The organism is Neobacillus cucumis, from assembly GCF_002860255.1.
GTDB classification, from domain to species: Bacteria; Bacillota; Bacilli; order Bacillales; family Cytobacillaceae; genus Neobacillus; species Neobacillus cucumis_A.
In genome coordinates, this window is sequence record NZ_PGVE01000044.1 from 61,169 (window position 1) to 80,584 (window position 19,416).

General features: G+C 38.0%; 20 protein-coding genes. 8 read left to right on the forward strand and 12 right to left on the reverse strand.

Annotated features, from left to right (window positions below; translation table 11 throughout):
• Window positions 1-121 precede the first annotated feature (121 nt).
• The gene (locus CVD27_RS12295) at window positions 122-1,288 is read right to left on the reverse strand and encodes a nucleotide sugar dehydrogenase (RefSeq protein ID WP_101648203.1); all 1,167 of its coding nucleotides are present in this window, start codon (window positions 1,286-1,288) and stop codon (window positions 122-124) included.
• A 377-nt stretch (window positions 1,289-1,665) separates the two neighbouring features.
• Window positions 1,666-2,118: a VanZ family protein gene (locus CVD27_RS12300; RefSeq protein ID WP_101648204.1), complete on the reverse strand. Its 453-nt coding sequence runs from the start codon at window positions 2,116-2,118 to the stop codon at window positions 1,666-1,668.
• Between the two features lie 376 nt (window positions 2,119-2,494).
• Here CVD27_RS12300 and CVD27_RS12310 point away from each other — a divergent pair, with 376 nt between their 5' ends.
• Window positions 2,495-3,220: a slipin family protein gene (locus CVD27_RS12310; RefSeq protein ID WP_101648206.1), complete on the forward strand. Its 726-nt coding sequence runs from the start codon at window positions 2,495-2,497 to the stop codon at window positions 3,218-3,220.
• Window positions 3,221-3,346: 126 nt separating this feature from the next.
• Here CVD27_RS12310 and CVD27_RS12315 read toward each other — a convergent pair whose 3' ends face one another.
• The 5 genes from CVD27_RS12315 to CVD27_RS12335 form a co-directional block, all read right to left on the reverse strand.
• Window positions 3,347-3,529, reverse strand: coding sequence for a hypothetical protein (locus CVD27_RS12315; protein ID WP_219621302.1), 183 nt, complete (start codon window positions 3,527-3,529; stop codon window positions 3,347-3,349).
• A gap of 49 nt (window positions 3,530-3,578) precedes the next feature.
• Window positions 3,579-4,127 (reverse strand): hypothetical protein, encoded by a 549-nt coding sequence (locus tag CVD27_RS12320; RefSeq protein WP_101648208.1) that lies wholly within the window; start codon window positions 4,125-4,127, stop codon window positions 3,579-3,581.
• A 236-nt stretch (window positions 4,128-4,363) separates the two neighbouring features.
• Window positions 4,364-5,461: a GerAB/ArcD/ProY family transporter gene (locus CVD27_RS12325; RefSeq protein ID WP_101648209.1), complete on the reverse strand. Its 1,098-nt coding sequence runs from the start codon at window positions 5,459-5,461 to the stop codon at window positions 4,364-4,366.
• A gap of 33 nt (window positions 5,462-5,494) precedes the next feature.
• Window positions 5,495-6,688 carry a Ger(x)C family spore germination protein gene (locus CVD27_RS12330; protein ID WP_101648210.1) on the reverse strand — a complete coding sequence of 398 codons (1,194 nt, stop codon included), beginning with the start codon at window positions 6,686-6,688 and terminating at the stop codon, window positions 5,495-5,497.
• Window positions 6,678-8,156, reverse strand: coding sequence for a spore germination protein (locus tag CVD27_RS12335; protein ID WP_101648211.1), 1,479 nt, complete (start codon window positions 8,154-8,156; stop codon window positions 6,678-6,680). The genes CVD27_RS12330 and CVD27_RS12335 overlap by 11 nt, the downstream gene beginning before the upstream one ends.
• Window positions 8,157-8,455: 299 nt before the next feature.
• Between CVD27_RS12335 and CVD27_RS12340 the strand changes: the two genes are divergently transcribed.
• The 7 genes from CVD27_RS12340 to CVD27_RS12370 all read left to right on the forward strand — a co-directional run bounded on the left by CVD27_RS12340 (window position 8,456) and on the right by CVD27_RS12370 (window position 15,371).
• Window positions 8,456-8,662: a hypothetical protein gene (locus CVD27_RS12340; protein ID WP_101648212.1), complete on the forward strand. Its 207-nt coding sequence runs from the start codon at window positions 8,456-8,458 to the stop codon at window positions 8,660-8,662.
• A 211-nt stretch (window positions 8,663-8,873) separates the two neighbouring features.
• Window positions 8,874-9,806, forward strand: coding sequence for a hypothetical protein (locus tag CVD27_RS12345; RefSeq protein ID WP_101648213.1), 933 nt, complete (start codon window positions 8,874-8,876; stop codon window positions 9,804-9,806).
• A gap of 15 nt (window positions 9,807-9,821) precedes the next feature.
• Window positions 9,822-10,964 carry a hypothetical protein gene (locus tag CVD27_RS12350; RefSeq protein ID WP_101648214.1) on the forward strand — a complete coding sequence of 381 codons (1,143 nt, stop codon included), beginning with the start codon at window positions 9,822-9,824 and terminating at the stop codon, window positions 10,962-10,964.
• A 223-nt stretch (window positions 10,965-11,187) separates the two neighbouring features.
• Window positions 11,188-11,745, forward strand: coding sequence for a GNAT family N-acetyltransferase (locus CVD27_RS12355; RefSeq protein WP_101648215.1), 558 nt, complete (start codon window positions 11,188-11,190; stop codon window positions 11,743-11,745).
• A 111-nt stretch (window positions 11,746-11,856) separates the two neighbouring features.
• Entirely contained in the window at window positions 11,857-12,018 is a 162-nt protein-coding gene (locus CVD27_RS28055; protein WP_180960250.1) for a hypothetical protein, read from the forward strand.
• Window positions 12,019-13,188: 1,170 nt separating this feature from the next.
• Window positions 13,189-14,421: a COG4705 family protein gene (locus CVD27_RS12365; RefSeq protein ID WP_219621303.1), complete on the forward strand. Its 1,233-nt coding sequence runs from the start codon at window positions 13,189-13,191 to the stop codon at window positions 14,419-14,421.
• A gap of 74 nt (window positions 14,422-14,495) precedes the next feature.
• Window positions 14,496-15,371, forward strand: coding sequence for a COG4705 family protein (locus CVD27_RS12370; RefSeq protein WP_257984347.1), 876 nt, complete (start codon window positions 14,496-14,498; stop codon window positions 15,369-15,371).
• Window positions 15,372-15,576: 205 nt separating this feature from the next.
• Here CVD27_RS12370 and acpP read toward each other — a convergent pair whose 3' ends face one another.
• The 5 genes from acpP to bacA form a co-directional block, all read right to left on the reverse strand.
• Window positions 15,577-15,807, reverse strand: a complete 231-nt coding sequence (gene acpP / locus CVD27_RS12375) for an acyl carrier protein (RefSeq protein WP_101648217.1) — start codon at window positions 15,805-15,807, stop codon at window positions 15,577-15,579.
• 119 nt (window positions 15,808-15,926) lie between these two features.
• Complete coding sequence (locus tag CVD27_RS28490) at window positions 15,927-16,391, reverse strand: hypothetical protein (RefSeq protein WP_219621304.1); 465 nt, start codon at window positions 16,389-16,391, stop codon at window positions 15,927-15,929.
• An 11-nt stretch (window positions 16,392-16,402) separates the two neighbouring features.
• A complete protein-coding gene (locus CVD27_RS28495; RefSeq protein WP_219621305.1) occupies window positions 16,403-17,176 on the reverse strand; it encodes a hypothetical protein in 774 nt (257 codons plus the stop codon).
• An 81-nt stretch (window positions 17,177-17,257) separates the two neighbouring features.
• Window positions 17,258-18,259, reverse strand: a complete 1,002-nt coding sequence (locus CVD27_RS12385; RefSeq protein WP_101648218.1) for a DUF3231 family protein — start codon at window positions 18,257-18,259, stop codon at window positions 17,258-17,260.
• A 150-nt stretch (window positions 18,260-18,409) separates the two neighbouring features.
• A complete protein-coding gene (gene bacA, locus CVD27_RS12390; protein ID WP_101648219.1) occupies window positions 18,410-19,207 on the reverse strand; it encodes an undecaprenyl-diphosphate phosphatase in 798 nt (265 codons plus the stop codon).
• Window positions 19,208-19,416: the final 209 nt, after the last annotated feature.

Here is a 19,416-nt window from a genome sequence, read left to right on the forward strand (position 1 = left end):
GGTATCTGTCTATAATTAAAAAGAAGCCATTCCCACCACAGGTGGAAATGGCTCTAAAAGAAGTTGACTATATTTTTATGCCTTTTATCAAAAGTCCATGATAAGTGTCCATCGTGATATTTTAATCCCGGCTAAACAAATCTCTGGTATACACTTTATCCTTAACATCCTTCAATTCATCGGATAAACGATTGGCCACAATGACATCTGAAATCTTTTTAAATTCTTCAAAATCATTAATGACTCTAGAATTAAAGAATTTCTCTTCATGAAGGGCTGGCTCGTACACGACGACTTCAATTCCCTTCGCTTTTATACGCTTCATCACACCTTGGATCGCAGACTGTCTAAAGTTATCTGAATCCATTTTCATGGTAAGTCGATAAATACCGACCACCTTAGGATTCCGTTTAATAATCATATCTGCAATGTGGTCTTTTCTTGTTCTATTCGCATCCACAATGGCAGTCATAATATTATTAGGAACGTCTGAGTAGTTGGCCAGCAACTGCTTGGTATCTTTCGGCAGGCAGTATCCTCCATATCCAAAGGATGGATTATTATAATGAGTACCGATACGTGGATCCAGTCCGACTCCATCGATAATTTGTTTCGAATCTAGTCCTCTTACCTCCGCATAGGAATCGAGCTCATTGAAGAATGCAACCCTCATCGCAAGGTAGGTGTTAGCAAAAAGCTTAATCGCTTCTGCTTCCGTTGAATTCGTAAACAATACATCAATACTTTCTTTCAAAGCACCTTCTACTAATAAATCAGCAAACATCTTCGCTCTTTCGGATTGTTCCCCAACAATAATTCTTGAAGGATACAGGTTATCGTAAAGGGCTTTTCCTTCTCTTAAAAACTCAGGTGAGAAGATAATATTATTCGTTTCAAACTTCTCTCTTACCTTCTCTGTATAACCTACAGGTACGGTGGACTTAATCACCATGACAGCGTCTGGATTAATGGATAAGACATTGGCAATGACAGCTTCAACTGATCTTGTATTAAAATAGTTCAATTCCGGATCATAGTTTGTCGGCGTTGAGATAATGACATACTCCGCGTCTTTGAACGCTACATAATTATCCGTGGTAGCCGTTAAATTAAGCTCCTTTGTTGCTAAATATTCCTCAATCTCTTTATCTAAAATAGGCGACCTTTTATTATTAATCATATCCACTTTTTCTTGGATAATATCAAGAGCAATCACTTCATTATGCTGGGCCAGTAAAATGGCATTAGATAATCCCACATAGCCCGTTCCTGCAATCGTAATTTTCATTTCAATACATCTCCACTAGTAATATTTGTTGTTGGAAGCATGGGGACGGTTCTCATGCTTCCGATGCATGAACACATTAGTTATAAGTAATAACGTTAGTATAAAAAATATATAGGTAAATTATGTCTATTGTATCATACCTATTTTAGAGACTTCATGTAAATATAGACAGACCCTATTTTCCTAAAGACACATTGGCCGTTTGAATCATCAAGGTGTCAAAACAAAACACCAGATAATATGGCAAACAAAATAAATTGTACCATTATATTATTTAAAATGCTAAAAATCCCATTAAATTTCTATTTTTGTCAATAAGGGTCTTCCCCCTTCGAACGGGGAAAATGATTTTTTTTATGGATTCTGCTTTAATAGGATTACTCTACACTTGCACCAGTTCTCCTCCTTTTATTTATCCTTACGATAAAATAAGTCAACAGCAGAACCAGAAAGGCACCGACACCATCAAATAAAAAGACGTCTTTTATGGAAGCCGTCCTGCCTGGCATAAAGGATTGATGATATTCATCAGTCATAGCATAAACAACCGTTAGAATCCATGAAAAAATATAAGCGAAACGGTAGGCTTCAAGAGACTTAAACAATAAGAATGCGAGGAAGCCGAAAACCGTAATATGAGTGAGTTTCCTCACGAGAAAGTTTAGCTGATCTACTGCAGCATGGTCCAATCCGTTTATATGTAAAAACACCAATAGTTTTTGAATTCCATCAGAAGTATTTTCTCCAGTAGAATAGGGAACTTGCGTAAACGTAAATATAACTGCCATCCACAGAATCGCCGCAACAACCCACCATTTTCTTCTTTTCATTCGCGCTACCTTCTTCCTATTTATCTCAATAACTACTATAGTATAACCTCTCTACTAATGGAAGCATGGGGACGGTTCTCTTACTTCCAAAACGGAATCATAAGAACCGTCCCCATGCTTCCTTCACATCTGATATAATTAGGATTGGAGAAGTGTTAAGCCATCATTTAAAATCTTTAAAGGATGTTGCCTATCCGCATTCTCCTTTGGTGGAAACTGGTGTCCTCTGGGAGCCAGTTCATTTCGGGTTCAATTCCCACTTATGAATCCACTCACAGTATATAAATGTTATGGCCAATTTTGCAGGTAAGACCTCCATTGTCCATTCAATACTCTGGGTGGATTCAAAAAATATATCTTAAGGGAAGGTGATGGAATGTTAGATATTATTATGACTGTAAGTTTAATTATCTTAATTTTCTCATTAATATTATTTATAGTTAAAAAGCTTATTAGATCGATCACTATTTATCAATTTGAACGTGGAGTGAAATATCACCATGGAAAGTTTAAAGAAATACTAGGCCCAGGAAAGTATACCTACTTCACTTCATCTACCCGTTTAGAAATATTTGATATGAGACCTGCCATTCTCCAATTGAACGGACAAGAATTATTAACCTCAGACAATATTAGCGTCAAAATTAGTTTAGCAGTAAAATATCAGATTCTAGATCCCCAAGCACTTATTTCACACTATCAAGATTACCAAGAACATCTATATATGAACATTCAATTTAAACTGCGAGAAGTCATATCCTCGATAGAAATGGATGAGCTATTGGCAAATCGCAAAAAAATAAACGAGACAGTTAGAAATTTACTAGTAGAAGACAACTCTTTAATCGGCTTCTCTATCCAATCAGTGGATGTAAAGGACATTATGTTGTCAGCTGAATTAAAGAAAGTTTATTCAGAAGTCATTAAGGCAAAAAAAGAGGCCCTATCCTTATTAGAGAAAGCACGCGGGGAAACGGCAACCTTAAGAAGCTTAGCAAATACCGCTAAAATGCTAGAAAATAATCCTGAATTAGCGAAACTAAGATTAATCCAAACCATCGAAGCCTCACAGGGAAATACCTTCATTATTGATCTCAAATAGGAAACATGGGGGACGGTTCTCTTGCTTCCAAAACGGAAGCATAAGAACCGTCCCCATGCTTCCCCATGCTTCCAAAAAAGAAAAAAACACGCCGGTGTATCAGCGTGTGTATGTATGTTTTTTTATTTAATTAAAGATATATTGTTCTTCTAGCGGGTGCGGATAACGGAGCTGTACTTTCCCCTCAGGAATTTCTGGTTTTACCACTACCGTATGGCCCTTTGTTTCATTTTCCCGAATTCTTGCTGCTAATTGGTCTACATTTCTGCCATCATAATAGGAAGGCTGGTTGTTTCGGTCTAAATTCATCATTATCTTCTCCCCTTAATAGAAATACAATCGTCACTTTTTGTATGTTTTATTTAATCATTGGATTGAATTGAGCAAACATACCAGTAGGGTTTGCTTCCCATAACCAAACATGCTTGTCAAAGTGTCTTGGTTCGCCAGGTCCATGACCATCCATTGGTCCCTCAAATTCTTGACCAAATACTGTTGGGTTATCAGTGCCATCACCTGCATGTCCGGCAGCTACCCATTCATCAACACTAATGATATACTCAACCCCGACAAGTCTCACGCCGCCTCCATCCTTAGTAGGAACATAGAGCAAGCATTCAGGTTTGTCTGCTTCGACTTTCCCATCACCCATTCGAGAATAGTTAATATAATGGATCCCCATAGTACCTAACCCAGGAACTGACACACTTTCACCTTCAGGTTCAAATCCGTCCTTTAGTGCTTCGTTTACATCATGGTACTTAGTTGTGGCGTTTCTCACTTCAGCCAATTGCTTATTAATAGTACTATCTGTAGAAGGATTCGCTGGAGCAGCAAATGCAGAACCTACTAAACTAAAACTTAAAGCTAGTCCACCTAAACCAACTAGTATTTTTTTCCTAACCACCAAAATTCCCCCTGCTAAAGTAATAATTAGAATTTATCATCTAATTAATAATATAGTCATAGGTATAAAGTTGTAAATGAATTATTTTCGACATATTTTTTAGGTCTTAATACCTTATTTTCTGCATTTAATTTCCTCCCTCACCAGGGTTTTTACAATTTGTTTCCATCCATATGGGGGCAGATAAATAAATATCGACTTATTTCACTTTATCATTCAGAAGTACCGGAATTATTTTATAATGATTTAACTATATATTTCTTTATAAGCAAACATATCACCAAGATCAACGGAATGATAAATTGTAATGGAATATGCAGATATAATGGAACAATATCCAAACCGATGAACAAGTGTTGGATAATGTTTTTAGATAATACAAATGTAAAGATAAAGGTAAGAATCGCTGAAATAAAAATTCGTCCATTTGGTTTTGTCTTTGGAAACAAATGGGCAAGAATCATTAGCCCGCCATACAAAAAAATGGTGATTTTTACAAATCCGCCTATAAGGTTGAGAATAACTGCAAAAGTTTCTATATGGGGCAGAAATTCTAATAAGCTGGTCAGTTCCAAAGCCTTCACAAACGGAAAAACATACATATTGACTGTTTCAGAATTTAACAACCCCAGGATCATTTCTCCAGCTAGAAGCAGGAGCACTCCTGTGATACATACAGAAAAAAAGGCGTATTTTCGCAGGGCTTTTTTATCGTTTGCATATGGAAATAACATCGTAAATACAATAAGCTCTCCATAGGGCACAGTGAATCCGGTTGGGAAAACGGACGAGAGTACATCCTTCAAGCTCGTCCGAAATACAGGGGTTAATTGACTGAACTCAAAATAAGGAGATAGGTACCCAAAAACCATCAGAATTAGAATAATCACACACGTAAAAACACATAAAATTACAGAACTTCTTGCAGTAGCTTCTATCCCTAGATAACAACTATACGAAACCACCAGAAGAAGCGTGAAAGAAATAACCCCAAAAGGGATGTTATGAAAAAGCACTTGACCGATAAAAAAAGAGAAATCCTTTAACACTCTTCCTGCAATATATATAAAATATAAACAATAAATGAGTCCAAGGAGCTTGGAGATCCATCTCCCAAATCCAAGCTCTAATATTTGGATTAAATTCCCCCACTTTCCTATCGAGTGAAGGAAAAGATAAAAATAAAAAATCCCTACTCCAAAGCCTAATGACAACAAGATCGTTATCCAAACATCTTGTTTGGTTTCAAAGTTCCATCCTACAACAATAGCACTTCCAAGCAAAAAGTTAATCATTAAGGAAAGTAATTCAATCGGCGCTAATCTGACAATCATTCTGTCCAGTCCTTTCCGTGCCCTTCGTTCAGGTTATTGCGATGAGCTGTCTCCTGTATCTAATAGATCAACCCTCACTTTTGTCCGGATTGGGATGGTCGAATAGAGAGAATCCCAATTATTTTTTATCCGTCTCCAACGTTCAGGTTGTTTTCGATATAAAGTTTCTGCAAATCCAGCGATATCCGTCCTTTTATTTTGCGTTTTTCCGATCAACTGGTTAATCTGGTTTTGCAGTTGATGTTCTGTATCGTGTTCCAATCGGGCAATAGCTTGGACAGTAGACGTGTCCTTCTGGCAAGACACATCTGCCAATTTACCTTTTAATTTAACCAAAAGGAGAAAGGAAGGAACTCCTTTACGATCTTGTAAATGAATATCAGGTTTGCTTCGAACGTCTTTCCATGTCACATAGCCAGGCTGTTTCCCACACTTCGTTACCAATGTGGTATCTTGTACCTTTACTCTGGTTAATGCATATAGGGTACTTTCCGCCGAGGTAAGCCAGTAGGCTAGTCGTTGATGTTGGAAAACGGCTAAACCACCCATCTCTAATATCACATCTGGCGTGGCTTTTTCGATATTTCCTTTTAAAAGTCCCTTTGAGAGTTTCCCCTTCATGGTGACATAAGGGATGGTTAGTTCCGTCCTATTCTGCTTTAGCATTCCCATTATTTTGTCTGCTGTCATGTTTGAAAGTTCCCCCAAGGACTCCCGTTTTCGATTCAGCATCTCTTCAAATCTACTTCCAGAAATCTTTTGAACTGGCGTAAAGATTCGAAGCATTTCATCTGGTTTTACTCCCTTTGATAGGACAAATCTTATATTGGAAGGAAAACTTGATTCGCGCATAAAGTATTGGACAACAGGAGAAATCCCCTCTGATTTTGCTAATGATTCTCCGATAACTGCCACTTCTGTTTCATCCAAGAAAATGGCCCGTGGCAGCCGATTATGAATAAGGTTGATGGCTTCAGGGATGGTTCGGCTCTGCACACTGTACGTATATTGACCTTGTTCTGAGGAACCTTCTTTGGTGTTGGAGGCGGGATTATAGATTTGTAAGGTTGTGACGTATCCTTTTTTACTTTTATCAATCCCGATCGCGGAAATAATGTAAATCTTATTCAACATGCTGTCCTGAACAAATTTGCCGACGATATTGGCAATAACCAATCCTATAATCAGATAGAGAGTAATTTTTGATTTCGAAAATTTACGCTTCATCCGTCTCTTCCACCGTTTCTTCCTTCATATAATGAGACTCATCATTTGTCATTTCTATCTGTGATAATTGAATCGCGCTGTCTTTTAAATCATGAGCTACCACTGGAGCGAAAGGAGATAAATAGGGGACGCCAAAACTTCTCAATGAACTTAGATGAAGCAGTAATATTAGTGACATTAATGCGATTCCGTAAAAACCGAGTGCCGCCCCCCCACTAATCAAAACTAGGATAATGGTTGCTGCAGTTGTTCTCATCGAGTAAATGGGGACAACACTGACTAAAATATACGTAATACAAACGACAACTAAGCTCGCTGGTTCAACTAATTGTGATTCAATAACAGACTGACCCAATACGATTCCCGCAAAGATGGAAACCGTAATAGAAACATTTTGCTGTAAGCGATTGGAACTTTCGTTTATGGCTATAACCACAATCATCAAAATAGTTACTTGTAACGAGGTTGGAAATGGTACCAACTCCCGTTGGGAAACAAATCCCAATAGCAGTTTGACTGGCAATAAATTTGCATGGTAAGTCAAAAAAGCTACATACATTCCCGGAATATACAAAGCTATAAAATATAGAAAACAACGAAGAAGGCGCTGATTTATTAGACCTGTTTTCCCGATATAATAATCTTCAGGTGTTTGGAAAAATTGAATGAGAACCGCAGGAGCGATTAGCACATAAGGTGAACCGTCAATAAATATGGCAATTTTTCCTTCCAGCAATTCACCTGCGACAACATCAGGTCTATCTGTGTTAAGCATAAGCGGAAAAAAAGACTTAGATTCCTTCGTTAGAACCATCTCAATGTAATTTGCCTCTAGTACTGCATCCAACTGTAACTTTTCAAGGCGTGCAAAGATGGTTTCTAATATTTGCTTATCCACGATGTTATCGATATACATAACTGATACGTCGGTATGGGTATTTGTTCCATACTGTTTCGTATGAATTCTGACCTTGGGGTTCTTAAGGATTTTTCTTACAAGAGAAAGGTTCGTGCCTAGATCTTCCGAGAAACCGACATCCGGACCTTTTGCCACCCGTTGTCCTTTTGGGCTTTCTACGCTCCGAGTAATCCATTTTGTTGTATCACTTGAGAGAATCGTATTTATTCCATCCACAATCAAAAGGGTTTTCCCGGCCACCAAATCATTGGAAGCAACGGTTACATCTTCCACACGTGTAATTTTTTTCGACTGAATCACAGTGGATTCGATTAGAATAAGCAATTCCTCATCCGTTTTAAAATGTGGCAGGTTGTATGTTAACAAAGGTTCTATTACGTATCGCTGAATAGCATTCGAGTCCACGATTCCATCAATGAATAGAACGGCCGCTTTTTTATCTATACTGGTTAAGGTAATTTCTCTTACTTGAAAATCAGAGCTTTTCCCCAAAATTGAGGTTAATATTTGTACGTTGTGATGTAGAGAATCTGATATCCCATTTTTCATCTGCACTCTTACCACCAAATTCTAGTTAAATACGTACCTTATTTTTCCTCTAAAGAGAAAAAAGTATGCTTAGATATAAAATAAAATGGGAAATAGAATTAGATTTTTGATCTATCCAAATGACATCCCGGCGGCTTTTTTCTGCGGACTAAAAAAGCAAGTTAGGAGAACAAGGCATTGAGCAAGTGACGAAATATTAATACAATAGTAGTAAAATAGTAAGAAAAGCTAATTAACAATATATAAAACCAAAACGGTGCTAATATGAGATAAAAGCTTAAATTAGGAGAGAAACTCAAGTGGATAACAAATGGATAGAAACACCCCTTCCAGAACTATATTCAAGACTTGCAGCAGCCCCTTTTTATATTATTCAACTGATCTTATGTATCGGCTACTTAATTTTTACACGAAAAGAAAAAGGGTGTTTGATAGTAATCGGAAAAATTTATTGCTTCTTTATTGTCATTAATTATATGGTTGCACTATATTTTCGCTTTTTTTAGCCGGTGTTCAAAATTGAACATCGGCTCTTTTTCATTTTTATAAGTAAAATCTCCTCTGTTCAAGGAAATTCGGCTCACCCATTATAGATCCTGTTTAGGTTAAAAGAACTCTTTCTATGTAAAAGGAACAAACAACCGACAAAAATTGAAAAACCATGTCGAATGCTGTCCATGGATGTTAGAATACTCTCTTTTGAAAGGAGGTGAAAGAATGCATATCCGGCATGCTATTCTAATGGGTGTATTTTTAGGGGCAGCCGCTTTCTGGCCAAATAATGCATGGGCAGAAAAACCAGGAGCCGTCGGTCAATCAGAATCTCAAAACCCTGCAGTACCTACTACAGTTTTAGAGAAAGCCGAAAATCCAAGTGCATCAAAAAGGGCAGTTCCCGTTACACCTGAAAAAGTAAATAATAGTCAAAGTCGAGTGGTTCAAAAACCAGTCACGACTTCTAATACCAAGCAAACCCTGCCAAAAAAACCTGCTCCAAAGTCACCAAATACGACCAATAGGAGTATGAAAAGGGTTGTGCCCACTGTAGAAAAGAACATCCAGGCTGTTAAATCTACCGAACCAGCCGCAAGGGTGAAAGATACCGGACAAACAAGTCAAACAGTACAAGCAAAGCCAAAGGCGGTTGCGAACAAGCTGCCCGAGGCTCCTAAGTCCGTCTCTTCAAACCAATCTAATTCTAAGGCGAAAACAAATAGTCAGCCGCCAAGTTTACATACTCGGTCAGAAACTATTCAAAAAGTTACTGAACCCTCACTTTCAAAAAAGACGAGTAGTTCTTTGAACTTGATACACAAGCCATTAATTGCTGAAGAGAAAAAAACTCCAACTAAGAATAGAAGGAATTCTGGGCCTGCGGACATTGAGATCCTAAATCCCCCTTCACAACGAACGCAATCTTCTGGAGGGCCATCAAACGAGCAGCTCAGCTCAGGAACAGGCACAATAAGCTTTACTGCAAATTTGTTTGACAGGGATGAATATTTTGGTTTGAACCTTAGTCAAATCTATACTTCCCGCCAGGCTAAGTACTGTCATCAATGGAGCAATGCTCCACCTTCACCACCGCCAAAGGGAGCTCCTTTTTTCTTAACGTTTACTGCTTATTTAGCTACATGTAACGATAATTAAAAGGAGCAAATTGGAATGAAAAATTACCTTAATTCAAAGAAACTTGTAAAATCCTTCATAGTAACGACAGTATTGTCTTTTGGTCTTTTTTCAGGAGGCCATTTTACTGCAGCTGCTGGACTTGATAAAGCAAAAGCGGAACCTGTTAAAGCTATTCAAGTAAACAGTTCTCAAAATATACATACCAGCAAAAAAGCAACTCCTGCAGAACCTGTAAATCCAGTGGTTCCTGCTAAAACGGCGGCTCCTGTAAAGCCGGAGGTCCCAGTAAATTCGGTGGTTCCTGCAAAGTCGGAGATTCCTGTAAAATCAGTGATTCCAGCTAAGACGATAATTTCTGCTAACCCTAAAGCCGAAGGAAAAGCTGAGAATTCACAAAAGAGTGAAAGCAAAATGGTCAAATCACAGGCAAGTGTACATGCTAGCGAAACAGCAAGAGAGCATGCTAATCAAAATTCAGCCATCTTTTCCAATGAGCCATTGGCAGAATTAAATCAAACGGATGCTATAACGGAATATGCATTTGGATCAGATTCCGCTTCTTCATTACCAAATACTCAAGGGGAAGATTTTTATCTAGGAAAGTTAGGTTATGGCGACACCGTACAATTTGATCCAAGCACAGGCAGTGGAATTTATTTTAGTAGTGCAAGAGCACAGAATGCCAGCTATGTTTACGGTTATTGGTTTTTATCCGGTATGCAGACCGCGCCATTAGGGACTTCTCCTAGTGAATGGGGCGTGCAGCAGGCAAAATTAGCATTAGCAACCTACGAAACTATGAAAAGGGTTTATGGTTCGAAAGTGAGACCTGTGATCTTTATTGATGTAGAATCGGCTTTAACTGGTATGAACGACTATGATTATGCAAATAACCAAACCATTTACACCGCATTTGTTAATTATTTAAATCAATATGGACAAGGTGTAAAACCTGGTACCTATTCGTCTCCTTGGAACTGGGAACTCACAATGGGGACCTTCTCGCCAAACACTCCCGGGGCTTATTGGGTTGCTTGTTACCCTGGTGACATCCCTTCGGATTTGACAACGAGCAATCCAGATTGGCTCAATTTCCCTGGGACGAACGAAAAGGCAGAAATTTGGCAGTACTATGGCGGAAGCAATGACTATGATGTCGCTTGGAAACTTCCGTAAGGAATTAAAAGGTGAGGTAAAAAATTAGTAGTTTCATAGAATTTGTTTTACTCACGAATAAAAATGAAGATCGCTGCGGCGGTCTTTTTTGTTATTCGACTACCTTCGTTTAGGAAGGAATCTATTGAATAAATATAGAATTAGTTTTACTTACGGTGCAGTAAGTTAAATAATGTACTCCTTATAACTTTCGTAAAATCCTTCACCTGGAGAGTGTATCAAAGTGGAAAAATCTGAACATATATATGTACAGTCAAATCGCCTGGTTTTGAGACAGTTCTCACAACAAGATATTGATCCCTTTTATTTATACCGCTCGAGTCCTGAAGTGGCTAGATTTCAATCTTGGGAGAACTATCACTATCACGATGCGGAAGTATTTGTTGAAAAACAATCAAAGTGTGTGCCAAATCAGCCTGGCACTTGGTTTCAGTTTGCGATTGCTTTAACTGAGACGAATCAATTAATAGGAGATTGTGCTCTTCACACACTGTTAGATGAGCCTCGAATCGTCGAAATTGGCTTCACTCTTGCCGAAGAGCATCAGGGAAATGGCTACGCCACTGAAGCGGTGACAGCGTTATTGAGTTATGTATTTCACGATCTTCAAAAACACAAGGTGATTGCTTTTACGGATGTGAGAAACGAAAAGTCCATCCGTCTACTTGAACGTCTTGGCATGCGGAGAGAAGGACATTTGTTGGAAAACTACATGTCAAAAGGACAGTGGGTAGACGAGTACCAATATTCCATGTTGCAGTCGGAATGGAGAAAGACCTGATTAGGAAACGATTACTCGATCATCAGCCGCATTTATTTTATTCCTATTAGCAATAATTGTAAAACAATGTATAATATAATAGTATAAATAGTTTAGTATGGAGGTGTTTTCATGATGTGGTTATATATACTTACACCTGTTGTAATACTTAGTGGAATAGCTATTTATTTTGAAAAAAGATCTGGAGCGGTTCCTGCAGATGAAAGACAACTTACCGAGAAGTTAGAAGAATATCCACCAGAACGTGGAATGAATTCTTTTAGTCCATTCTGACAGGATTTAAAGGTGTGTGCAATGAACAATTAATATCTTAAGAGCGATGCTTTATTTACTACTTAGTTTTGGTGTCCTGCTGGTTATGCTAGTAAAGGTGCTTAGAAAATAAAGTTAGAGGGCTGTTCAAAAAGAACAGTCCCTTTTTGTGCAACCGCCTCCCCTTCCTTATCCTCATGTATTTTCGAACGCTTTATGTTGTCTTTTATCTTAATAAGATATATTATCAAACATTATTTTGGATTAAAATAATGAAGTAAACACCAACAGGAGGAATGGAACATGAAAATCACTAACGAAGCTCGTGATGAATTTAAGAAAATGTTCAAAGAAGAGAATGCTAAGAACATTCGTATCTTTTTTGATGGCTTTGGCTGAGGGCAGCCAAGAATTGGACTGGCTCTGGATGAGCCGGAAGCAGACGATATCATCGTCACAATAAATGAAATAAAAGTAGCGATCGATCCTATTATTGAACCGAACATCGAAGACCTTATTCTTGACCGCAGTGGAAATGGCCAAGGGATTTCCATGTTCGGTAATACAGGAAGATGCTGTTAGAAAAGGGTCTAATACAGGAACGGGTTCCGTTCACTGTGAAAAAAATAAGCGGTAAAATTCCGGCTAAATTGGGAAATACCCATATTTCCTTAAAAATAAGAGGAGTTTTTCCGTTAATATGATCCAAATCTTTGGATTTTGTCTTATTTAGAGCAGTTAACCGGAATATCTCCGTTTATCTCCGCTTCTTAAGCTTCCCCAATATACATTAGCAGGAAATTCTCCGCCTATGAATTCTCCTACCTACACGAAATCGATACGGAGAAGGCGGAAATGGTTTGCAAACTTTGTCATTCGCAATCCGAAGAATTTGCAATTAAATGCAAACATAGCAAGGGTATAAACCCTTGCTATTTCTATCGGTACGGTGTTGTATTTATGATATTTTGTTCTTTTCCTGTAACGATAACATTTGCATGATTGTTTTCATAACCGCATCTTCTTCATTAGAACGGGTAATAAAATTCGCAGCATCTTTTAGAAATTAATAGTCACTTAAGATAGATTTAATCGATCCTTAATAAAAACTTAAAATCATTATATTATAGTTGATTTTGGTGATGAAAATATAGCTTAAAAATATTGGTTAACCAAAAAGGAGATGAATTTTTGTCAATAAAATTATCAGCTAATGAAAATACGGTACTGCAGGAACCAGTCGTAAAACAATTGATTAGCAAGGTACCAGAAGTAACTATCTTCTTCTGGATCATTAAAATTTTATGTACAACTGTAGGTGAAACGTTTGCCGATTTCCTTAACTTCAACCTTGGGTTTGGATTAACTAACACTACAATCATTATGGCCATAGCGTTTTTCATTGTGTTGTTTCTTCAATTTAGAGCAAAGAAATACGTTCCAGGCATTTATTGGACAACTGTTGTGATAATAAGCGTATTTGGAACGTTGGTAACAGATAATTTGACAGACGGTATAGGGGTACCTCTTGAGATAAGCACAGCAGTTTTTTCCATACTTCTAGGATTAACTTTTCTATTTTGGTATCTAAGTGAAAAAACTCTCTCTATACACACGATCTTTACAACAAAAAGGGAAGTACTCTATTGGCTTACCATTCTTTTCACATTTGCACTCGGAACTGCAGTCGGAGACTTATATTCCGAACAACTAGGACTTGGCTATCTTAATACAGGAATAACTGTCATTATTATTATATCTTGTATATTCTTAGCATGGAAAATGAAACTTGATGGTGTACTAGCATTTTGGATTGCCTATATTTTGACACGTCCTCTAGGAGCGTCATTAGGAGATTTCCTTTCTCAACCAAAAGTTAATGGCGGGTTAGGGTTGGGGACAACTGTGACTAGTGTCATTTTTCTTGTAGCTATCTTAGCGATTATAGTTTTTCTAGCTGTTACAAAAATGGATATCAATGCAAAAAGCGGAACACCAAAAACAGAACAAACTAATGATAGCAAGAAAAATGTTATGGCCCAAACCATTGCGGCACTGTGTATTTTCTTAATTGTTGGTATTGGAGGGTATGTGTGGAGAAGTAATACTATAGCATCGCAAACTATTTCTTCACAAGCTTCATTAGGTGGACAATTAACCGGATTTATTAAAATTGAAAATGACATGCTAACGAATGTAAACTCAAAGAACTTTAGATCAGTTAAAACAAGTGCGGATGATTTGGAACATCAATGGGACACATCGGAAGCTAAGCTTAGAAAGATCGACGGCACTACATGGACTAAAATTGATGGTTCGATTGACATTGTATTAGCAGCTGCTCGTTCGGCTAATCCAGATGCCAGCAAGTGTAAAGTTGCACTAAATAATTCACTTAGTGTCCTGAACGGAGCAAATAAATAAAAATCTTAGGAATCGCACATAGCGGTTCCTTTAAAATTTACATGCAAACCATTTAATTTTATTTGGAAAGACATGTGCTAATCAAAAGGATAAAGCTATTAAAAAAATGGCTCAGTTGTCATTATAGATTATTGGAAGAAGGTCTTAATATGAACAAATCTTTATCGGACACCATGAATCAGGCAAAAGGAATGCTTGCTAAAGTTCCGGAAATTACACTCTACTTTTGGATTACTAAGCTGCTGACTACTGGAATGGGTGAGGTGGCATCCGATTATTTATTCGAGAATCTAAATCCACTTATTTCAGCACCCCTAAGTGTTCTCATTTTTGTAACCGCAATGATTTTACAGTTCAAAGTACGCCGATATATACCACATGTCTACTGGTTAGTTGTCATCATGGTGAGTATATTTGGCACAATGGCTGCAGATGTGGTTCGTGTCGGACTAGGCATTCCCTACATTGCTTCAACCATCTTCTTTATGGCGGCACTCGCTGTCGTTCTCATAACTTGGTATTCCAAAGAAAAAACTCTGTCCGTACACAGCATCTTCACCCGTCGCCGCGAGATCTTTTACTGGCTCACCGTACTGGTAACATTCGCACTCGGTACCGCTGCAGGGGATATGACCGCATCAAGCATGCACTTAGGCTACCTATCTTCAGGTTTATTATTTACTGTCTTGCTTGTTATTCCAGCTTTGGGTTACCGATTATTTGGTCTTAATGAAATTTTTGCTTTCTGGTTCGCCTATATCATGACGCGTCCAGTAGGGGCCTCGTTCTCGGATTGGTTAGCAGCGTCTCATAGCCACGGTGGTCTGGGAATAGACAAAGGTATGGTTAGCCTTATTTTACTGATCTTTATTATTCTCCTCGTCGCCTTTAGAGGAGGCACACCAGCAAAAAGCGTGGAATTTAAGGACGAAGAGGAAAGAGCATCTTAGTAAATTGATCCCGTACGATACGAATCCAGCCAATTTGCAAAAGGTAATGAAAAAAATCCTTAAACTGTAATTTTTCTTAAATTGAGGAAGATATGGATGAGGGAATAATAGTATTTCTGTATATAAATTTAGCGGATGCCTTCTGCCATACGTCCACCCATATTCAAGTGTCCGCCTGCGCCGGGCCATCCGCCTCCCCTATTTATTAACGACTTTTTTCAATATAGTTTACAACATCACCGACTGTTTGAAGCGTTGCGGCAACTTTGTCACTAATTTCGATGGCAAATTCATCTTCGATTTCCATCGTCAGGTCCACCATATCAAGCGAATCAGCTTCTAAGTCATCTTTGAACGATGCTTCTGGTTTGATCAAATCCATGTCGACACCGAGCTGGTCGGCAATAATAGGTTTTAATTTTTCAAATGTGGTCATTATCCTATCCTCCTATGTAGTTCATAACCACCATTATAACAACTCCATTCGGAACGTAAAACATGCAACTATTGCCAATACACGGAGATCACTTGACAAAATCTTTGTACAAATGAAAATTAACCTTTGTTTAGTTCGCCAATCCCAAATGCGTTATGTTCCCATAAAATGTCGTTGATTCTCTCTACTTGCTCTTCTTTACAGTTAATCATTAAGACCACTTCTGTTTGGTCCTTCTTTTTAGAGGCTGGTGCATGTGCTTGCCGAGTTCGATTGAACAGTTTAATAAAAAGCCCAATCAATATCCCGGTGATTAAGCCAATTATTCCCCATAGGATCGGACCCCATGCTAATTGGAATCCATAAATAACACCTAGCAGCATAAAAATGGTTGCACATACAGCTGGGACATCTAGAATACTAACTCCATCAGAGCGATGAATGGAATCAAACATTCTCGCTTTTTCCACTCTTTTATCTAGTGGTACAGCTAAAATTTTATACTTAGGAACTCCCATCCGTTCAATATCAGATAACGCTAATTCCAAGTGATTGGAATATTGAAAGGTAGCAACGATATACATACAAGAACTCCTTATATTGGCTTTTTAAAAAAGCGATCTTGATAATTGTTTTTTATATACCTAGCTTGTTCCCGTTCGTACAATTTGTTGTATTCGACTGCATTCATATAGGCATCATAAGCAAAAAAAACGTAAATCGAGGGAATATATAAAAGCCATTGTGGATCCAATACTGCTTTAGCCGCAGCAAAATGGCCATAAAAAGTATAATGAATGGCCGGCAGAATATGTCCAAATTGAATAATAACCACAAACCAAATGGTACAAAAAATAACCGATGGTAGCCGGTTTAAATACAAATGCCCCAACCCTGGAAAAAGCAAGGACCAAACTAAGGCTATGTAAGGCTTCCTTTTATCTAAAACATTTAATTCCCAGGTGGAAATGTTAACAGAAATCATGGATTGTTCCTCGTTCTCCCGAAAACCCAATAAATATTCTTGATTGTACTGCACCGTTCTCCTATAACAATCCCAGATACAAAATAGGTATACGGGCACATATAGCAGGATCCATTCCTTATTGAGTTCTTTCATAGCTTTTGGAAACTGGCCATTCATGGAATAAAAAATCGCCGTATTTAGTCTGGATTTTGTATTAATAAAGATCTCCCAAGCAATTAAGATATAAGCTGTAACATATTTGCATAGCATCAAATGTCCATAACCAGGAAAGGCAGCCGACCACCAAGCAGGAATCCATGGCTTCCGAAGATGTAAATAATTGATCGAAATCGGACTTATATGAGTAACCACTCTTCTAGGCTGATTTTGAGTTGGAATCACAATCACCTTCTTTAATCACGTAATCACGTAATCATGGGGACGGTTCTCATGATTCGGAAGCATGAGAACCGTCCCCATGATTTATTTCGTTAAATGAGTTCGATCCTCTACCTGCGGTGGTTCTTCCATCCAGCCATTTTTGATCAGGATCTTTCCTCCGTCTTTAGCAAAGGCAAAAATATCCTTTGAAAGAAGGGTCATCTTTGCTGGCAAGTCCATTCGCAGGCTAAATGCTCCACCTAAGGCGTTACTTCCCAGTCCGAAGGAAGTTAACAGACTAGTGTTGTACATCATTATCTTATCCGAAAATGGGGCGACAGTGGACGCGGTTGCTTTACCAGCATGAGTCGCTGGGGGTTCAATAAAACTTTCGCGTAAAAATTCACCTAATTCGATTTCTATTTTTTTGGATAATTTCATACCCTTAGCGAGATAGTCTTTTACCTCTTGATCGTTGGCAACCTGAGCAAAACCAATCATTAATTGCATTCCTACAAGGTTTGTTTCAATGGCGTGATGGATTAATGAAACTTCAATTGTATTCAGGGAGCGTTTTTCATTAAATAAATTGAATCCACCCATATACTTTTTATCTTCGACAAAATGTACTTCTTTGGGCATTGATACATAAGCAGGGCGCACTAGAACTCCCTTTTCTAAAAGGTGTTGAGTGCACCTGCTGTTCATTGCTTGAGATTCTGCCGTTAAACCAATAAAAAAATCCTCAATATCTTTACGATAAGTCATGCCAGTAAAAAGTGCATACAGGCTCATTTCCACCTTTGTCATCATATGCAGGTACATGATATCAAACAAGAAATCATACAGCTTTGGCGCCCCTTTATTTACATCGTTTTCCGTAAATCCAAGGGGAAGGACAGCTCCTTCTTTTTGAAGGATATCTTTCATCTGTTCAATGGCTTTTGCCGAATCATGATAATGTGCCTGTAATAAAGGCTTTTCTGTATCACCTGCATGTTCTATAAAATGCTCCAGTATTCTAATAATCATAGTTTTTTCTTGATAAGCCAGCCATAAATTGGCTAATTCTGCAGACGTAATTGGAACGCTACTCGAAGTCATGAATGATAACTCCTTCTAATTTTTTATTAATAATTTGTCCATAAGAAAAAATTTTAATAAAAAAAACCTGTTCACAAATGAACAGGCTATACATGGGGACGGTTCTCTTGCTTCCGAAGCACGAGAACCGTCCCCATGCTTCCATGCTTTTTATAGGATAACGAATATGGTGAATAGGACTGCCAACACGATTCGGTAGTAGGCAAAAATGGATAAGCCGATTTTTTGGATTAATTTAAGGAATATGACGGCTACGACCATTGCTACGACAAAGGCTGTGATAAAACCGATAGCGAACATGGGAATGTCGCTTGCATGTAAGAAATCCATACTTTTAATGAAGTCTAATCCTGTGGCACCCACCATGATCGGAAGGGCGACCAAAAAAGAAAATTCAGCAGCTGTCTTATGATTGGCACCAGCTAACAGTCCGCCTGATATAGTGGATCCAGCACGTGAAAAGCCAGGGATGACGGCTAAACATTGAAAGATTCCAATGGTTAACGCTTGTTTATAACTCAATTCATCCACTGTGTTCGAAATGAATTTTCCATGCTTTTTTTCTGCAAATATCATTAAGATTGCTCCAGCGATCAGACTGACAACAACTACCTTAGGTGAAAAAAGGACATTTTTAATAAAGTCGTGAAGGAGTAATCCTGCTATTGCAGCTGGTATGACCCCTAATATAATATGGATCGCATCTAATTTTTTTTCTGGTTTTCCAATCGTACTGAAATTAAGAAGTGATAGATATCTTTTCCAGTATAATACTAAGATAGCAAGCATCGAACCAAGCTGGATAATGACTTCAAAGGTGTTCGCCTTTTGGCCTGTAAACCCTAATAAGCTGCCAACTAATATTAAATGCCCTGTAGAAGATACAGGCAAATATTCAGTTAATCCTTCTACAATTCCCAAAATAAAAGCGATAATATTTTCGTGCATTCTTTTCCTTCTTCCCTTCATGGATACCTATTTATTTTGCCCCAATAATATACTCTAAATCTCTATGTCTCTAGGAAGTATATCGATAGTAACTAATTTTTTCAAGTTCTAGCCCTATGTTTACAGAAGCTTAATATCAAAAAATATCGGCTCTATTCAAAATCACCACGAAAAGCCCTGAAATGAAACAAGGCACCTTTTTATAGATG

Excerpts from the sequence above, each read along its gene's own strand:
- CVD27_RS12295 (WP_101648203.1), bottom strand. The coding sequence starts at position 1,288 with ATGAAAATTACGATTGCAGGAACGGGCTATGTGGGATTATCTAATGCC.
- CVD27_RS12300 (WP_101648204.1), bottom strand. The coding sequence starts at position 2,118 with ATGAAAAGAAGAAAATGGTGGGTTGTTGCGGCGATTCTGTGGATGGCA.
- CVD27_RS12310 (WP_101648206.1), top strand. The coding sequence starts at position 2,495 with ATGTTAGATATTATTATGACTGTAAGTTTAATTATCTTAATTTTCTCA.
- CVD27_RS12315 (WP_219621302.1), bottom strand. The coding sequence starts at position 3,529 with ATGAATTTAGACCGAAACAACCAGCCTTCCTATTATGATGGCAGAAAT.
- CVD27_RS12325 (WP_101648209.1), bottom strand. The coding sequence starts at position 5,461 with ATGATTGTCAGATTAGCGCCGATTGAATTACTTTCCTTAATGATTAAC.
- CVD27_RS12330 (WP_101648210.1), bottom strand. The coding sequence starts at position 6,688 with ATGAAGCGTAAATTTTCGAAATCAAAAATTACTCTCTATCTGATTATA.
- CVD27_RS12335 (WP_101648211.1), bottom strand. The coding sequence starts at position 8,156 with ATGAAAAATGGGATATCAGATTCTCTACATCACAACGTACAAATATTA.
- CVD27_RS12345 (WP_101648213.1), top strand. The coding sequence starts at position 8,874 with ATGCATATCCGGCATGCTATTCTAATGGGTGTATTTTTAGGGGCAGCC.
- CVD27_RS12350 (WP_101648214.1), top strand. The coding sequence starts at position 9,822 with ATGAAAAATTACCTTAATTCAAAGAAACTTGTAAAATCCTTCATAGTA.
- CVD27_RS28055 (WP_180960250.1), top strand. The coding sequence starts at position 11,857 with ATGATGTGGTTATATATACTTACACCTGTTGTAATACTTAGTGGAATA.
- acpP (WP_101648217.1), bottom strand. The coding sequence starts at position 15,807 with ATGACCACATTTGAAAAATTAAAACCTATTATTGCCGACCAGCTCGGT.
- CVD27_RS28490 (WP_219621304.1), bottom strand. The coding sequence starts at position 16,391 with ATGTATATCGTTGCTACCTTTCAATATTCCAATCACTTGGAATTAGCG.
- CVD27_RS12385 (WP_101648218.1), bottom strand. The coding sequence starts at position 18,259 with ATGACTTCGAGTAGCGTTCCAATTACGTCTGCAGAATTAGCCAATTTA.
- bacA (WP_101648219.1), bottom strand. The coding sequence starts at position 19,207 with ATGCACGAAAATATTATCGCTTTTATTTTGGGAATTGTAGAAGGATTA.